Source organism: Hymenobacter sp. 102, from assembly GCF_049949205.1.
GTDB lineage: Bacteria > Bacteroidota > Bacteroidia > Cytophagales > Hymenobacteraceae > Hymenobacter.
This window is the reverse complement of the sequence record NZ_CP188172.1, coordinates 2,370,898-2,387,319: the sequence shown is the minus strand read 5'-3', so window position 1 is coordinate 2,387,319 and position 16,422 is coordinate 2,370,898. Positions and strand designations below refer to the sequence as shown.

Genomic DNA, 16,422 nt, shown 5'->3' with positions numbered 1-16,422 from the left:
AATGTAAATACATGTAAACTTGTGGCTCACTTTGGGAAACTTATTCTCAAAATGATGCTACTTCTGCTGCATTTCTCCTCTTTCTTGCTGTACATATGAACCTACTCTATTCTGACTGGTTGCGGCGTGGCGTGCGTTGTATGCTAACCCTTACGGCCCTGGCAATGGCCGTGCCGGAAGGCTACGCCGAGGGCTCGAAAAATCTTACGCCCGGTACTGGCACTCGGGGCACGGCCACGGGTACCAACAACTTTGTGGGCTACCTGTAGCACAACGACGGGGCCGTTACCAGTGCCACCTCCAACTCCAAATATTTTCTGAAGGCGGGCGCTCCCGCCGACCAGCGCCTGTACGTACGCATGAACGGGGGCGAAACCCTCTACTTCGGGGTGCGGCGGGTGCGCACCAACGACGCGGCCAGCATCAATAACGGCCGCCTGCGGCTGCAGGTGAAATATCTGGATGGCAATAATGCCGAGCAGGTGGCCTCTACGCACTATCTGGAGCCTCAGACCACCAGCACGGAAGGAGCCGTGAACCTGGCTCCCAACCAGCCCGGCTACATTGCCACGCCCGAAGAAGCCGCGGCCGGTCCGCGCTACCTGGCCGGCAATACCAGCCCGGCTGCTGGCTACAGCCCGTTTGTTTTTACTTCGGCCGCTGCCGACCCGGCGCGCGACTACTGGGTAGAGTTCATGGAGGTCGATGCGGCAGGCAGCGCCACGGGCGTAACGCAAAACAAATCCTGGTACGACCTGTGGGACTTTACGGTGCGCGATGCCACCAGCGAGAAGTTGGGCCGGCTGTACTCCCAACACTGGTCGTTCACGGCCGCCGGCGGGACCAACGCGCTGTCCACGTCGTTTGTGCTCTACCCACTGATTCCAAATCCCAACTTTAACAACCAAAGCTTCTTCGTGAAGCGCGTAAGCTACGCTGGCATCCAACCTTTCGGTGTGATTCTGGTGGCCAACAGCCAGGGTACCACCGTAGCCGGCAACTTCAAAGACAAGCGCAAAAGCCAGAACAGCAACGTCGGCTACCCCGAATACAAGCTATTCGTAAACAATCCCGACGTAGCTATTTACCCCACCACGCCCCGCCCCAGCAACCCGACCGTGACAACCAACTGCAACGGTGGCGTCACTACCTTCACCCTGAACGTAGACCAGGCCGGATTTGGCGTAGTGTTTATTGATGGCGACCGGAACAACCTCTATGACCGGACCCAGGACCGCGTGCTGGAAAAATCCACCGTCGTCGGCGACAATGCTTTTGTGTGGGATGGCAAAACCGACGCTGGTACGGCCATGAATCAAACCAATCTGAGCGTAACCTTTTCGAGTGGAGTGGGCCCGGTGAACTTTCCCATCTGGGACTGTGAGCAGGCACCTACCACGGGTATTTCGGTGCAGGATGTCCGCCCGGGCAGCGACGGCGCGGCCGACTATATTTTCTGGAATGACTCTTTGCTGGGGCCTAGCTTCTCGAACCCCTACATCAACCCCATCGGAGGGAATACTACCGCTACTAGTCACCGTTGGGCCTCCAACGCCGGTAACGAGAAGCTGGTAAACTCCTACGCCGTGGGGCTGCTGGCCCGGGGCAACGCCATCCAGATTGCGTACGACCCGGCCACAGCCTGCGCTACCACGCCGCCGGTTGTGCTGCTGCCAGTGCAGTTGGTGGCTTTCACGGCCCGGGCGCAGCGTGGTGGCGTGGCCTTGCAGTGGCGCACGGCTTCCGAAATCAACAGTGACTATTTTGAAGTGGAGCGCAGCTTAGATGGGCGGCGGTTTGCCCCGGTGGGCCGGGTTGCGGCCCGAGGCAACAGCACCACGCTGCAGCAGTACGCCTTCACCGACGCCACGCCGCCGGCCGGCCTGCTCTACTATCGTCTGCACCAGCTCGATATAGATGGCACTGGTCATTATAGTAGCGTGGAGGTAGTAACGGACTCCTCATTCGGAGGGCTTACCTTGTATCCCAATCCTGCCACTGCCACGTTACAAGTTCAGTTCCGCGACGCCTTAAAGGGTCCGATTACGCTTCGTATTCTGGATGCCACTGGTCGCGTGGTGTGGCAGCAGCAACGTACGTTGCCAGCCTTGCAGCGGGTAGTGGAAGTGCCGGTGGCTAGCCTGCCCACGGGTCGCAGCTACCTGCTGCAAGTGCAAACCGTCACCAGTTCGGTAGTGCAGCGTTTCATGAAGTAATTGGCCTTCCTGGCGGCCACAAAAAAGCCCCTTCTCCGCGCTGGAGAAGGGGCTTCTTGCGTCTAACGAAACAGACCCGTTATTCTTTAATGAAGCGCTGATGCGTTACCTGTTGGCCATCCGCAATGCGCAGGGTGTACACGCCCTTGGCCAGGCTGCCCACGTTCAGCAGGTTGCCATCGAAGGTTACCTGCTTCATCTGTGCGCCGCGCACATCATACACCGTAACCTGCACGGCTTTGTGGTCGATGGACGACGGAACGTCGATGTTCAGCACGTCGGTAGCAGGGTTGGGGTAGATGCGGTAGCCAGCTGACTCCGCCGTAGCCCCACTCTGACGAGCCACGCCACCTGAAATGGTGATGCTGTAATCTTCGGTCTCACCGTAGCTGTAGCTGTTGCAGCTGGTGGTGGCCGAAGCGTCGCTCATCACTACCCGCAGGCGGGTTTTGCCGCTCTTGGCCGTGGTGGGCACCGTGAAAGTGCTGGTGAGCGTGCTGGCCGAGGAGCTGCTACGGCTGGCTACCAGCTCGCCCGAGTCGATAAAGTCACCGTCCTGGTTGTAGTCGATGTAGATTTTCCAGTACTCCGTGTAAGCCGTGGAAGCATAGCCAGCTGAATAGCTGATGGTCTGCGACGAACCGGCCGCCACCGTAGTTCCCAGGGCCGTGCCATCGTAGTAGCCAGCGTTGGCACCCGAGCTGCGGCTGATAGAGCCGAGCTGTACAAAATCAACCCACTCGTACGAAGCACTGGTACCCTTGCTGGCGCAATAGGTGGGGGTAGTGGGCGTGGTACCGCCGGGAGCCGTTCCGCCCACCGAGGTGGTCAGGCCTACGCGGGCTCCACCAGATGCAAACAGGGCGTTCATGCGGCTGGACTGGCCGGTAGAGAACATGTACATGCAGGCATCGTCAGTGTAGTCCATGTAGTTCATGAACATATCACCGTAGCTGCCGTTGCCGGAGCAGGCGCTGGTTTTGGGGTAGGAGGGGCAGCCGTAGTTCTGGCCAGTCTGGGTAGGCGTGTCGCTCACCAGGTCATTGCCGCAGTTGGCATCTCCCCAGATGTGGCGCAGGTTCAGCCAGTGGCCCACCTCGTGGGTGCCCGTGCGGCCCAGGTTAAACGGAGCCGAGGCCGAGCCCCCGCGGCCAAAGGCCGAAGTCAGGATAACTACGCCATCGGTGGCGGCGGCACCACCGGGAAACTGGGCGTAGCCCAGCACGCCACCCGAGAGGTTGCACACCCACAGGTTCAGGTACTTGGCCGAGTTCCAGGCATCGAGGCCACCGGTGCTGGCCTTCTTCATGGCATCATCAGTGCCCCAGCTGGTTTTAGTGGTTGATTTGCGCTCAATACCGGTGGTGGCGGCCCCGGTGGGAGTTTGCTTGGCCAGGACAAACTGAATGCTGGCGTTGGCGGCCAGTCCGGCAAAGCCGGAAGGAACTTTGGAAACGTCGGCGTTCTGCTTGTTGAAGTCCTCATTCAGCACAGTAATCTGCGACTGAATCTGAGCGTCCGAAATATTCTGGGCGGCGGTGTTGTAGAGCACGTGCACGACTACCGGAATGGTAACAACGGCCGAGGTACGCTGCGCAACGGGGTTGGCAATAAAATTCTGGGTTTGGTTTTCGATGCTGGCCAAACGCTGGGCCATAGCCGGGTCAGCAGCCAGCTGCTGGGCCAGGTTTTCCATGGTGGAGCACTGCCGCGTCAGCTGGGCCTGCGCCGAGAGAGAAGCACCGAGCCCCAGGCAAGCCAGGGCAAATGAGTAGATAGTTTTCTTCATGCGGGCTGTGTTAGTGGTTGTGGTGGCTGAGAAAGGTGGAATGCGTGTAAAACAGGTGTGTTGGTTGTGAGAAAAGGGAACGTGGCGGCCAAATTATTGAAAATATTTAAATGATTTTCATGTTTATTGAATAGTTGATAAAAATTAACGGCTCATCAAGCTAAATTTTGCATTTTAAAATAGTGCCCCAAAAACAACGCCCGACCTGCTTTAGCAGGTCGGGCGTTGTTTTCAGCAGCATTGGCCGCTTACTGCTTCTGGAAACGCTGGTGCTGTACGTTTACACCATCAGTGAGCACTACTTGATAGAAACCGGCGGGCAGCGACGATACGTCTAGGGTACCATTGTCGGAGGTGCGGGTTTGCTTCATCTCGTAGCCGCGCAGGTCGTACACTCTAGCCGTCCAGTTGCTGGCGGGAGTATCCATTGCCGTGCGGATGCTGACCTGGTCGGAGGCGGGGTTGGGGTACAACTTCATCGACTCAGCCGTAGTGCCGGCTACCAGCGGAGCCGTGGCACCATTGGAGGTAGCCAGACCCGCGCGCGCACCACCCGTGGCGAACAGGGCATTCATACGGCTGGACTGGCCCGCGGAGAACATATACATGCAGGCGTCGTCAGTGTAGTCCATGTAGTTCATGAACATGTCGCCGTTCGGACCGTTGGAGCAGGTTACTTTGGGGAATGTGGGGCAGCCATAGTTGCTGGTCTGCTGGGTGGGCGTGTCGCTTACCAGGTCATTGCCGCAGCTGGCATCCCCCCAGATGTGGCGCAGGTTCAGGTAGTGGCCTACCTCGTGAGTAGCCGTGCGGCCTTTGTTGTAGGGAGCCGCCGAGCCACCGGGCAGCGACGAGTACAGAATTACCACCCCATCGGTTGCGGCCGAGCCACCGGGGAACTGGGCGTAGCCCAGCAAGCCCTGCCCCAGGTTGCACACCCAGATATTCAGGTATTTGGTAGCATCCCAGGCGTCGTCGCCACCCCGCTTGGAGTTTTTCACGGCGTCGTTGCTGCTCCAGGAACTGGTTCTGGTGTATTTGTGAATGATGCCGTTGGTGGCGCCGCCGGTGGGCGTGCGCTTGGCCAGGGCAAACTGTACGTTGGTATTGGCAGCCAGCCCGGCAAATGCGGCCGGAACCAGCGAGGCGTCAGAGTTAGTTTTGGCAAAGTCCTGGTTCAGGACGTCGAGCTGGGCCTGTACCTGTGCGTCCGAGACGTTTTGGGCCGTGGTGTTGTAGAGGACGTGCACAACTACCGGAATGGTCACGGCGGCAGTGGTACGCTTGGCCACTGGATCGGCAACGAAGCGGGCCGTCTGGGATTCAATGGCGGCCATACGCTGAGCCAGCGTAGGGTCGGAGGCCAACTGGTCGTTGAGAACTTCCATGGAGGCACAGCCCCGGCCAGCCAGTTGCTGGGTTGCGGGCTGCACAGCGCGCAGACCATTCTGAGCCGATACTGATGCGGAAGCCAGGCAAGCTACTCCTAAAGACAATGAGTAAAAGGTTTTTTTCATGCGTGCGAGCGGTTGTGAAGAGGGGTATGAGAAAAAGGAAGCTAAATATACCGTTTATTGATAAATTATCAACAAATCGTGTGAATCAGTACGAATTACTTAATGCAGGGTTGGGATTATTAAATTTATAAACGCAGAAAGCCCGGCTGGTAGGCCGAGCTTTCTGCTGCTCAGGTAGATAACATTTTGCAGCCTGGCTTACTCTTCTACTTCCGGGGCAGGGGTATACCAGTTGTTTGGGGATAAGGCCGCCACGTGGCGCACCAGCAGGGCCCGTAGCTCGTCGATATTTTCCCGGTCTTTGGCCGAGATGAAAATTACCGGGTCGTGGAGCTTGGCCATGTAGGTGGCTTTTAGCTGCTCCAGGGAGGGGCGCAGAGCCGGGGCGTCCTCGTCTTCATCCTCATTCATCTCCTCAAAATCGTCGCGGCGTTCGGTTTCAGCTTCGGGATTGTACTGATCGATTTTGTTGAATACCAGCAGCATGGGCTTATCGGCGGCCTGAATGTCCTTCAGCGTGTCGTTCACCACGGCAATGTGCTCCTCAAACGAAGGGTGCGAAATATCCACCACGTGCACCAGCAGGTCGGCCTCGCGCACTTCATCCAGGGTGCTCTTGAAGCTCTCGATGAGGCGGGTGGGCAGCTTGCGGATAAACCCGACGGTATCGGCCAGCAGGAAGGGTACGGTATCCAGCACCACCTTGCGCACGGTGGAATCCACGGTGGCGAAGAGCTTGTTTTCGGCAAACACGTCGGCCCGGCTCAGTAGGTTCATGATGGTGCTTTTGCCCACGTTGGTGTAGCCCACCAGCGCCACGCGCACCATGCCCGTGCGCGACTTGCGCTGGGTGTGGCTTTGCTTGTCCAGCTCTTTCAGGCGCTCCTTCAGGAAGCTGATCCGGTCGCGCACGACGCGGCGGTCGGTTTCAATTTCGGTTTCACCGGGGCCGCGCTGGGCCACGCCCCCGCCGCGCTGCTTGTCCAGGTGAGTCCAGAGGCCGGTGAGGCGGGGCAGCAGGTACTGGTACTGGGCCAGCTCCACCTGCGTCTGGGCCGTGGCCGACTTGGCCCGCTGCGCGAAGATGTCGATGATGAGCAGGGAACGGTCCACAATCTTCACCTTCAGCTCAGCCTCCAGGTTGCGCAGCTGCGAGGGCGAGAGGTCGTCGTCGAAGATGACCATGCTGGCCCCGCTGTGCTGCACGTAAGCTTTGATTTCCTCCAGTTTGCCTTCACCCACAAAGGTGCGGATATCGGGCTTGTCGAGGCGCTGCACAAAGCGTTGGGTAACAGTGGCACCGGCGGTTTCGGCCAGAAACGCCAGCTCATCCAGGTATTCCTGGGTGCGGACGTTAGCCTGACGCTTATCGGGTACGGCTACCAGGACGGCGGTTTCGGCCTCCTGCTGGGTTTCGTAGGTGGCTTCTTTGTTGCCTTTGGCCAGAATGCGGGCCACACGGGACTTCAGACCATCGGTTTGGCCGGGGTGGCGGGCACTATTCTGGCGGCGTTTAGATTCTTTGGCCATAATCGGTGGGAAGGTCGGGAGGTAAAACGAAAGCCCGCCAAGCGGCAGGCTTCCGAGGAATAGTACGGCAAAGGTAGGTAGTTGGGTGGTTGTTGGGTGTTTAGGTGGTTGGATGGTTGGGGGGGCTGTCATCCTGAGCGCAGCGAAGGACCTTATTACGTATGAACGAGTCGGTGTAATGATTGTCGCTCTCGCGTGGTAAGGTCCTTTGCAAGCTCAGGATGACAAGCCCCCCTAACCACCCAACCACCTACTTCGCCTTTACCGAGCGGGCGAAGTCGCCGGCTTTTACCTGCACAAGGCGGTCGTAGGAGAAGTATTTTTGGATGGCGGCGTTTACCTGCGCGGGCGTGAGGGCGGCCAGCTGCTTTTCCAGCTCGGCGTTGTACTGGAAAGTACGGGCTTCGGGCCGGCCCAGGTACTGCGACCAGGTGCTGGCCAGGTACCGGTCCTGGGCGCGCTGCACCTGGTAGTTCTGCAGCGCCGCCGATTTGGCCGCTTTCAGCTCCTCGGCCGTTACGCCATCCTTAATAAACCGCTCCAGCTCCTCGCGGTAGGCCTGCTCCAGGCGGGCGGAGTTGTCGGGGTTATAGATGGCGTAGGAGTAGTAGCCGCCCATGGGGTCGTTGTCGTCGGCGTATACCTGGGAGCCCACGCCGTAGCTCACGCCTTCCTTCTGGCGGATGCGGGTGGCCAGGCGGGAGTTCAGGAACCCGTCGCCGAGGATGTAGTTGCCCAGGAACAGGGCCGCGTAATCGGGGCTGTCGTCGCGCAGGGGCATTTTAAGCATGGTCACGTACAGGGCGTTGGCCTTGTCGTTGGTCTGGATGCTTTCCTGGCGGGCCTTGGTTTCGAAGGCCATCAGGGGCACGCGGGTGTAGGGCGAGGCGGCTTTCCACGAAGCCAGTTGCTTGCCCACGCGCTGCTGCACGGCCTTTTCATCGAAGGTACCCACCACGGCCAAAGTGGCGTTCTGGGCCCCGTAGAAGGTTTTATAGAACTGGCGCACGTCTTCCACCGTCAGCTTTTTGAGCTGGGCAATTTCGTCGTCGTAGCTCAGCGTTTCGAAGATGTGGCCGGCGGGGTAGGGGTTGGCCAGGCGCTCGGCCAGGTTGAAGGCCAGGGCCTGGGGCTCCTGCTTCTGGGCTTCCAGCTGGGCCAGGCGCTCCTGTTTCAGCTTCTCAAACTCCTGGGCCGGGAAGGTGGGGTTGCGCAGGCAGTCGAAGGCCACATCCAGCACGGCCGGCAGGTGCTCCTTATCGGTCTGGACGCCCATGGTAGTGGTCTGGCCGCCGCCGTAGAAGTATACCTGGGCCTTGGCTTTGTCGAAGGCATCCTTAATCTGGGCGTAGCTGCGGGTTTTGGTGCCGCGCTCCAGCATGGAGGCCGTGAGGCTGGCCAGCAACGCTTTGTTCTGCAGGGCCTGCTGGGTGCCGTAGCGCAGCTGCAAGGTGGCGTTGACGGCGTTGGCGCGGTTCTGCTTGTTGAGGTAAGCGTATTTCAGCCCGTTTTTCTCCTGGCCGCGCTTGGTGCGGGCGTCAATGTTGGCCGGGGCTACATCAAAGGCCTCGCCGGTGGCCACGGCAGCTTCGCCCTTGTAGTCCTTCACCAGGGCCACCACGTCGGGCGTGGCTGGAATAAGGCTGCGGCTGGGCGTGTTGTCGGGCTGGAACAGGCCCACGGTGCGGTTGCTGGGCTTGAAGTAGGCGGTGGCCACGCGCTGCACATCGGCGGGCGTTACGCGGCGCAGGGCGTCGCGGTAGAGGTACACCAGCCGCCAGTCGCCGCTGGCAATGTACTCGCTCAGGCTCAGGCCCAGGTTTTCGCTGTTCTGGAACATCAGCTCCACGTTTTTCAGCAGCTTGGTGCGGGCCCGGTCCACTTCCTCGGCCGTAGGCGGCGTTTTGGTGGCTACCTCATCCAGGGTAGTGAGCATGGTGGTGCGGGCCGAGTCGAGGGAGCGGTTCTGGCGCACGTCGGCGTAGAAGTAGGCAAAGCCCGCGTCGTGCAGGCCCGGCGTGAAGCCCCAGGCGGCAGCGGCTTTCTTGGGCTCCACCAGGGCTTTGTACAGGCGGCCCGAAGGCTCGTTGGTGAGCACCTCCACCAGTACGTCGGTGGCGGGGTAGTCGGGGTGGGCGGCGGCGGGTACGTGGTAAGCGGCGGCCAGGCCCTGGGTGTCGCCGGGGCGGCGCAGGCTTACACTTCGCTCCCCATCCTGGGTAGGCTCCACAGTGTAGGTGGGCTGCAGCTGGCGCGTGGGCTTCGGAATGCCGCCGAAGTACTGTTTGATGAGGCCCAGCGTTTTGGCGGGGTCAATTTTGCCGGCCACCAGCAGCACGGCGTTGTCGGGCTGGTAGTACTTCTGATAAAAGGCCTTGAGGTTGTCGATAGGCACCCGCTCAATGTCCTCCTTGGAGCCGATGGTGCTCTTGCCGTAGTTGTGCCAAAGGTAGGCCGTGCTCAGCACCCGGTCCATGAGCACGCGGGTGGGCGAGTTTTCCCCGCTCTCAAACTCGTTGCGTACTACGCTGAACTCGGTGTCGAGGTCCTTCTTGGCAATAAAGGAGTTCACCATGCGGTCGGCCTCCAAATCCAGCGCCCACTTCAGGTTTTCCTCGGTGGCCGAGAAGGTTTCGAAGTAGTTGGTGCGGTCGTACCAGGTGGTGCCGTTGGGTGAGGCACCGTGCTCGGTCAGCTCCTGGGGCACGTTGGGGTGCTTGGTAGAGCCCTTGAACACCATGTGCTCCAGCAGGTGCGCCATGCCGCTTTCCCCGTAGCCCTCGTGCCGGGAGCCCACCAGGTAGGTGATGTTGACGGTGGCCGTGGGCTTGGAGGCATCCGGGAACAGCAGTACCCGCAGACCGTTGTCGAGGCGATACTCGGTGATGCCTTCCACGGCAGTGGTTTTGGTAACGCCCGCGGGCAGGGCAGGGGCGGTTTGGGCCCGGGCCGCCGGGGCCAGCAGGCTCAGCGCCAGCGGCGCCAGGAGGAAAGGTAATTTCATACTGAAAAAGGGAATAGGACTAAACAATCAGGCAACGGTGAAGACACAGAATAGCGTATAGAAGCCACAGGATATTCAACAAAACAGCCAGATGCATTTACTAACAGGGGCTTTTGGGTGAAGCATGTGGAAAAAAGAAGTTCTGACAGGCTACTGCCCCGGCTAATACTATAAGCCTGATTGCGCTGAAGCCGGAGTAGCGGAGGAATCGGCGGCAGGTGCCTGAGCGGAGTCGACCGACATGCTGGAATTGGCAGCCACAATGGTTGAATCCACTGGAACCACGGCGTCAGGAGTGGCAGTAGCTTCGGCGCGGCCGGGAGCCGGAGCGTTGGTTGCTACCGCGGCAGATACCCCGGGCAGCAGCGCCGGAAATGTGCGGTATAGCGTAGCGCCGTAGAGTACGGCGGCCCCCAGCAGGTCGCCGAGGGCCAAGTGCCCCTTCTCGCGGCGCAACATCCATACATACGCTACCAACAGCAGCAGCGTGCCCAGCAGCGTAACCGGAAACCCAACTCCCCGGCCCGAATCAACAGCCCACACCGCCCCACCCGAAATCAGCAGCAGCCCCAGCAGCAGGCTGTCGGCCCAGCGGGTGCGGGCGCGCAGGTGGCGCAGCTGCTCCCGCCGGCTCGTGAGTAGCAGCAGTAGCTTGTAGCCGAAGAACAGGAACACAACCAGCGCCACAATGGCGTGCAGGCACAACAGCAGGACGGGAGTAGCCAAGGCAGAAACGGGTGGAAGATGAAGGCGGCCTAAAAATACGGCACGGCCGCCGTCCGTCGGCCGAAAACCGGGCGGGTACGTATAGGGCGGCCGGGCACCCCGTATCTTTGCCCGATTTTACTTCTGCCATTTACCTGTAGCACCCCCGGAATGCGCGTTGCCCTAGTTATCAATACCAGCTGGAACATCTGGAATTTTCGTCGGAGCTTGGTGAAGGCCCTGCAGGCCGCCGGCCACGAGGTGCTGGCCATTGCCCCGCCCGACGCCTACTCCGAGCGGCTGGAAACCGAGCTGGGCTGCCGCTACGTGCCCATTCTGATGGAAAACAAAGGCACCAACCCCGTGAAGGATGCTGCGCTTACCCGCCGCTTCTACCAGATTTACCGCCGGGAGCGGCCCGATGTGGTGCTGCAGTACACCATCAAGCCCAATATCTACGGTACTATTGCGGCTAGGCTGGCCGGTATTCCCAGCGTGAACAACGTATCGGGGCTGGGCACGGTGTTCATCGTGAAAAATCTGGTGAGCAAGGTGGCGCTAGGACTCTATCGGTTTGCCTTCCGGTTTCCCAAGCGGGTGTTTTTCCAGAACGATGATGACCGGCAGCTGTTCCTGCAAAACGGCCTAGTGGACCCGCGCATTACCGACCTGCTGCCTGGTTCCGGCGTGGATACCCACCGCTTCCGCCCCGACCCCGCCTACCAGCGCCAGGAGCCGTTCGTGTTCCTGATGATTGCCCGGGTGCTCTACGAAAAAGGCGTGGAAGAGTACTTTGAGGCCGCCCGCCTGGTGCGCGAAGCCGTGCCCGGCACCCGGGTGCAGCTGCTGGGCGGGGTGGATGAAAGCGGGGGCGTGGGCGTGAAGCGCAGTGTGTTTGAAGAGTGGCTGCAGGCCGGCCACATCGAGTACCTGGGCACTTCCGACGACGTAGCCGCCCAGATCCGGCAGGCTGATTGCGTGGTGCTGCCCTCCTACCGGGAAGGCACGCCCAAAACCCTGCTGGAAGCCGCCGCCATGGGCAAGCCCATCGTGACAACCGATGTGCCCGGCTGCCGCGAAACCGTGGTAGATGGCCAGAACGGCCTGCTCTGCCAAGTGCGCAACGCTGATGACCTAGCCGCCAAGATGCTGCAGGTGCTACGCCTGCCCGCCCCCGCCCTGGCCGACATGGGCCGCGCCGGTCGCCGCCTGGCCGAAACCAAATTCGATGAGCAAATTGTGCTGCAGAAGTACCTTGATGTGGTGCAGCAGGTAACGCGCCGCCGCTAAATCTGCCTAACTTGCGGCGCGGTTGCCGCTTTGTCTCCAGCTGTTGCTTCTATGGAATTTAAGTACTTCGATATTCCGGGCGTGGTGGAAATCCAGCCCCGCGTGTTTGGTGATGCCCGGGGGGCATTTTTCGAATCATTCAGTGCCCAGAAAATGGAGGCGGCCGGTATCTTGGGCGACTGGGTGCAGGATAACCAGTCGCGCTCCGACCGGGGCGTGGTGCGGGGGCTGCACTTTCAGAAACCGCCTTACGCCCAGGCCAAGTTGGTGCGCGTAGCCCAAGGCCGTGCCCTCGATATAATTGTGGACATCCGCCGCAACTCGCCTACCTATGGCCGGCACGTATCGGTGGTGCTCGACGCCGAGCGGTACAACATGCTGTACGTGCCGGTAGGCTTTGCCCACGGCTTTACGGCTCTGGAAGACAACACACTCTTCCTCTACAAGTGTACCAACTACTACGCCCCTCAGTCGGAAGGCGGCCTACTCTGGAACGACCCGATCCTGAACATTCAGTGGGGCGTGGAAAACCCCACCATTTCGGCTAAAGACCAAGTGCTGCCTACTCTGGCTGAGCTGGAAAGCCCATTTTGATGGGTAAACTGGTGAGTTCGTTGTTCTACCATCAAGTCCGGTAGAACAACGAACTCACCAGTTCACCCTATACCAGCTCCAGCAGGGTTTCCAGGCCCATACCCCGGGAGCCTTTGATAAGCACCTGACGCCCCCGCAGCGGGTTGGCCCGGAGCCAGGCGGCGGCCTCGGGCTTGGTGGGGAAATGATGCGCTGCACTAGTGGTAGCCGCGGCATGTTGCATTTCCTTCCCAACCAGAAGTACGGTATCAAAGGGCAAACCGGCTAGCAGACGGCCCAGCTCGGCGTGTTCGCGCGGGCTGTCTTCCCCTAGCTCAAACATATCCCCCAGGATAACCACCTTGCGCTGCGCGGTGCCCAGCGGGCGTTTGGCAAAGCTGTGGAGGGCGGCGGCCATGCTGCTGGGGTTGGCGTTGTAGGCATCCAGCAGCACCTCGTTGTGGGCGGTGCGCACCAATTGGGAGCGGTTGTTGGTGGGTGCGTAGCCGGCCAGGGCTTGGGCAATATCGGCGGCGGGTACTTCAAAATAGGCCCCCACTGCTGCCGCGGCAGCCAGGTTGGGAAAGTTGTAGCCGCCCGTAATCTGCGCTTCCACCACGGTGCCTTCGAACAGCCGGAGCGTAACCAGCGGCTCAGTGCTCAGGATTTCGGCGGGGTAGGTGTCGGTGGGGCCGGGGTAGGTGATGCGGTCCGCCACGTCGGCAGCCATGCCGGGCAGGCGCGCGTCCAGGGTGTTCACGAAGGCCGTGCCGCCTACCTGCTGCAGATAACGAAACAGCTCACCCTTACCCTTCACAATGCCTTCTACCCCCCCGAAGCCTTCCAGGTGGGCCTTGCCGATGTTGGTGATGAGGCCGTGGGTGGGCTCGGCAATGCGGCAGAGCAGGTCAATCTCGCCCTGGTGATTGGCCCCCATTTCCACAATAGCCAGCTCATGCTCACCAGGCCGGATGCTGAGCAGGGTGAGCGGCACGCCGATGTGGTTGTTGAGGTTGCCCTTAGTGTACTGCACCCGGTAACGGCGGCTCAGCACGGCGTGCACCAGCTCCTTGGTGGTGGTTTTGCCATTGGAGCCGGTAATGGCCAGCACCGGCAGAATAAGCTGCCGACGGTGGTAGCGGGCCAGCTCCTGCAAAGCCGCCAACGGGTCGGGGGCGTAGGTATAGCGGGCGGGGTCCTGGGTGGCCAGGGCCTCATCGTCCACCACGGCGTAGCGGGCCCCGGCGGCCAGGGCCTGGGCGGCAAAGTCGCGGCCCCGGAAGCTGGGACCGTTCAGGGCAAAAAACAGCGTGCCCTCCTGGGGCTGGCGCGAATCGGTGCTGACGGCCGTGGCCTGCTGGAACCGGGCGTAGAGCGCCGCAATATCTACCATACGGGTTTGTGCGTAATTTGAGAGCAATAGGAACTGAACGGAAGCCGCTAATGTCGCCTTTTTGATGCGTAAACTATTACTTCAGGGCGTTTTGCTGACGCTGATGGGCAGTGGGTGCTACCGGGCCTCGGGACAGAGCACGGGGCAGTTTGGGTTTGATTACTGGCCCGGGGCAAAAGTAGTGCACGGCTCCGAAACCCTGCCCAACGCCTGGGCCGGGGGGCTCAACTCGCCCCAGTTCTCCAACCTCGACCTCAACGCCGACCAGCAGCCCGACCTGGTGGTGTTTGATAGGGCCACTAACCGCGTGCTGCCGTTCCTGAGCGTAGCTACGGCCACCGGCCGCGCCTGGCAGTTTGCGCCCGACTACGCCGCGCTGTTTCCGGCTGACCTCAACGGCTGGGTGCTGCTGCGCGATTACGACTGTGACGGCCGCCCCGACCTATTCACGGCCGACGCCTCGGGCAGCAATATCCGCGTGTTACGCAACGTGGCCGATGCCGCCGGCCGCCCCGGCTTCCGGTTGGTGACGTCCCTGCTCTCGTACCTTGATACTTTTGGGGCCATTAATATTGCGGTGGGGGGCTACAACACGCCCGCCGTGGAGGACGTGGACGGGGATGGCCGCCTGGATGTACTGGCGTATGATTTTGCCGCCACCTCGCCCGCCATCTATTACTACCGCAACACCACCGCCACCGGCTGCGGAGGGCTGGAGTTTCGGGAGGCCAGCAGCTACTGGGGCGGGCTCACAGCCTGCCTGGCCGGGTGCGGCAGCTTCACCTTTGCCCCCGACCAGTGCCGGCCCCTGCCCCGGCCCGCGCATACCGGCGGCTTCAACATTGCCCTGTTCGACCTGGACGGGGACGGGGACAAGGACCTGCTGACCGGGCGCGACAACTGCCCCGAGCTGACGGTGCTGCGCAACGAGGGCACGGCCCAGACCGCCCGCTTCACGGCGGCCGGTACCAACGCGCTGGCCCCGTTCAGTGCCACGCCGGTGCGGCTGCCCAACTTCCCGGCCGCCTACCCCGTGGATGTGACCTTCGACGGCCGGCCCGACCTGGTAGTGGCCGCCAACCTCTACGACAACACCGATACCGTGGAAACCCGGCAGTCGGTGCAGCTGTACCGCAACGCGGGCACGGGTGCGGCCCCTGCGCTGGTGCGGGAGCAAATTGATTTTCTGCAGCGCGACATGCTGGAGGTAAGCGAAATGGCCGCCCCCACGTTTGGGGATATGGATGGGGACGGGCTGGTAGATATGCTGCTGGGCGGCGTGAGCCGCAACAACGCCAAAGGCTTTTACCGGGCCAGCCTGAGCTACTACCGCAACACCGGCACCCGCACGGCCCCGGTATTTCAACTGGTTACCACCGATTACCTGGGGCTGCTGAGCCGCAAGCTAGGCTTCATCAAGCCGGTGCTGGTGGACCTGAACCGGGACGGGGCCCTGGATTTGGTGTATTCGTCCTTTGCCCAGGGCTCTACGCTCAACCCCATCACCTACGTGCTCAATACGGCCCGGGCGGGGCAGCCGGTGGCCTTCAGCCTGAGTACGGCCGCCACCTTCGCCAACATGCCCCAGCGGGCCTTTGATATGCCCGCCTTTGCTGATGTGGACGGGGACGGACTGGTGGATTTGCTGCTGGGCACCAATGCCAACTCCCAGGAGTACCCCGGCCAGTCGCTGCGCTACTACCGCAACATCGGGGCCGCCACCCTGCGCCAGACGTTCACGGTGCAGGATAACGACTTCGGCCGCCTGCGTACCGGCACCGGAGGGCGGCCCACCTACCTCAGCCCCGTTGTGGCCGATTTTGACGGGGACGGCCGCCCTGACCTGCTCACTGCCGATACCTACGGCGACGTGCAACTGTACACCGACGTGCGCGCGCAGGCGCAGGCCGGCGCGTTTCTGGGCCGCGCCGATGTCTTTTACAATGTCCTCACAGCGCAGTTTCAGCCGGGGCAGTGGGGCCGGGCCAACTTGCACCGCTACGCCCTGGCCGCTGCCGATGTAACCGGTGACGGAGCCCCCGAGCTATTTATGGGCCTGGAAAGCGGGGGCGTCGTCAGCTTTCGGGGCCGCAACCGCACCGTAACCACCGTCCGCGCCACCCGGGCGGCCCTGCCGGTGCAGCTCTACCCCAACCCGGCCACCTTCACGGCTACGCTGGAAGCCCCCCGGCCCGTGCGCGTAACGGTACTGGATCTGGCCGGCCGGGTAGTGCAGCCGGCCACGGCCCCCGCCCGCACGCACCAGCTGCAAGTAGCCGGGCTGGCGGCCGGTATCTACCTCATCCGCTGCCAGACCCTCACCGGCGAAACCACCGTGCAGCGGCTGGAAGTGAAATAGGCGGGCGGAGACAGCCGGCGTCTGAAAACGCCGAAACGGTCCTGCC

Annotated in this window: 11 protein-coding genes; 5 read left to right on the top strand and 6 right to left on the bottom strand. The window is 61.4% G+C overall.

Annotated elements, in window-relative coordinates; all coding sequences use genetic code 11:
• Nucleotides 1-140: 140 nt before the first annotated feature.
• Nucleotides 141-269, top strand: a complete 129-nt coding sequence (locus tag ACN19L_RS10250; protein WP_426493385.1) for a hypothetical protein — start codon at nt 141-143, stop codon at nt 267-269.
• Nucleotides 270-359: 90 nt separating this feature from the next.
• Complete coding sequence (locus ACN19L_RS10245; protein WP_426493384.1) at nt 360-2,216, top strand: T9SS type A sorting domain-containing protein; 1,857 nt, start codon at nt 360-362, stop codon at nt 2,214-2,216.
• Nucleotides 2,217-2,295: 79 nt separating this feature from the next.
• Here ACN19L_RS10245 and ACN19L_RS10240 read toward each other — a convergent pair whose 3' ends face one another.
• The 5 genes from ACN19L_RS10240 to ACN19L_RS10220 form a co-directional block, all read right to left on the bottom strand.
• On the bottom strand, nt 2,296-4,005 hold the full coding sequence (locus ACN19L_RS10240; RefSeq protein ID WP_426493383.1) for a GEVED domain-containing protein: 1,710 nt from the start codon (nt 4,003-4,005) through the stop codon (nt 2,296-2,298).
• A 248-nt stretch (nt 4,006-4,253) separates the two neighbouring features.
• On the bottom strand, nt 4,254-5,522 hold the full coding sequence (locus ACN19L_RS10235) for a M43 family zinc metalloprotease (protein WP_426493382.1): 1,269 nt from the start codon (nt 5,520-5,522) through the stop codon (nt 4,254-4,256).
• Nucleotides 5,523-5,720: 198 nt separating this feature from the next.
• Entirely contained in the window at nt 5,721-7,052 is a 1,332-nt protein-coding gene (hflX, locus tag ACN19L_RS10230; protein ID WP_426493381.1) for a GTPase HflX, read from the bottom strand.
• 250 nt (nt 7,053-7,302) lie between these two features.
• Nucleotides 7,303-10,056: a M16 family metallopeptidase gene (locus ACN19L_RS10225; protein WP_426493380.1), complete on the bottom strand. Its 2,754-nt coding sequence runs from the start codon at nt 10,054-10,056 to the stop codon at nt 7,303-7,305.
• Nucleotides 10,057-10,224: 168 nt separating this feature from the next.
• Entirely contained in the window at nt 10,225-10,782 is a 558-nt protein-coding gene (locus ACN19L_RS10220; protein ID WP_426493379.1) for a hypothetical protein, read from the bottom strand.
• 150 nt (nt 10,783-10,932) lie between these two features.
• On the opposite strand from ACN19L_RS10220, the gene ACN19L_RS10215 reads away from it, so the two are divergent.
• Together ACN19L_RS10215 and rfbC are read left to right on the top strand one after the other, a co-directional pair.
• A complete protein-coding gene (locus ACN19L_RS10215) occupies nt 10,933-12,051 on the top strand; it encodes a glycosyltransferase family 4 protein (protein ID WP_426493378.1) in 1,119 nt (372 codons plus the stop codon).
• Nucleotides 12,052-12,102: 51 nt separating this feature from the next.
• A complete protein-coding gene (gene rfbC / locus ACN19L_RS10210) occupies nt 12,103-12,645 on the top strand; it encodes a dTDP-4-dehydrorhamnose 3,5-epimerase (RefSeq protein WP_426493377.1) in 543 nt (180 codons plus the stop codon).
• Nucleotides 12,646-12,712: 67 nt separating this feature from the next.
• Here rfbC and ACN19L_RS10205 read toward each other — a convergent pair whose 3' ends face one another.
• Nucleotides 12,713-14,017 carry a UDP-N-acetylmuramoyl-tripeptide--D-alanyl-D-alanine ligase gene (locus tag ACN19L_RS10205; RefSeq protein WP_426493376.1) on the bottom strand — a complete coding sequence of 435 codons (1,305 nt, stop codon included), beginning with the start codon at nt 14,015-14,017 and terminating at the stop codon, nt 12,713-12,715.
• Between the two features lie 64 nt (nt 14,018-14,081).
• Between ACN19L_RS10205 and ACN19L_RS10200 the strand changes: the two genes are divergently transcribed.
• Nucleotides 14,082-16,376: a T9SS type A sorting domain-containing protein gene (locus tag ACN19L_RS10200; protein ID WP_426493375.1), complete on the top strand. Its 2,295-nt coding sequence runs from the start codon at nt 14,082-14,084 to the stop codon at nt 16,374-16,376.
• Nucleotides 16,377-16,422 lie beyond the last annotated feature (46 nt).

Excerpts from the sequence above, each read along its gene's own strand:
- ACN19L_RS10215 (WP_426493378.1), top strand. The coding sequence starts at position 10,933 with ATGCGCGTTGCCCTAGTTATCAATACCAGCTGGAACATCTGGAATTTT.
- ACN19L_RS10245 (WP_426493384.1), top strand. The coding sequence starts at position 360 with ATGAACGGGGGCGAAACCCTCTACTTCGGGGTGCGGCGGGTGCGCACC.
- ACN19L_RS10225 (WP_426493380.1), bottom strand. The coding sequence starts at position 10,056 with ATGAAATTACCTTTCCTCCTGGCGCCGCTGGCGCTGAGCCTGCTGGCC.
- ACN19L_RS10205 (WP_426493376.1), bottom strand. The coding sequence starts at position 14,017 with ATGGTAGATATTGCGGCGCTCTACGCCCGGTTCCAGCAGGCCACGGCC.
- hflX (WP_426493381.1), bottom strand. The coding sequence starts at position 7,052 with ATGGCCAAAGAATCTAAACGCCGCCAGAATAGTGCCCGCCACCCCGGC.
- ACN19L_RS10250 (WP_426493385.1), top strand. The coding sequence starts at position 141 with ATGCTAACCCTTACGGCCCTGGCAATGGCCGTGCCGGAAGGCTACGCC.
- ACN19L_RS10235 (WP_426493382.1), bottom strand. The coding sequence starts at position 5,522 with ATGAAAAAAACCTTTTACTCATTGTCTTTAGGAGTAGCTTGCCTGGCT.
- ACN19L_RS10200 (WP_426493375.1), top strand. The coding sequence starts at position 14,082 with ATGCGTAAACTATTACTTCAGGGCGTTTTGCTGACGCTGATGGGCAGT.
- ACN19L_RS10240 (WP_426493383.1), bottom strand. The coding sequence starts at position 4,005 with ATGAAGAAAACTATCTACTCATTTGCCCTGGCTTGCCTGGGGCTCGGT.
- rfbC (WP_426493377.1), top strand. The coding sequence starts at position 12,103 with ATGGAATTTAAGTACTTCGATATTCCGGGCGTGGTGGAAATCCAGCCC.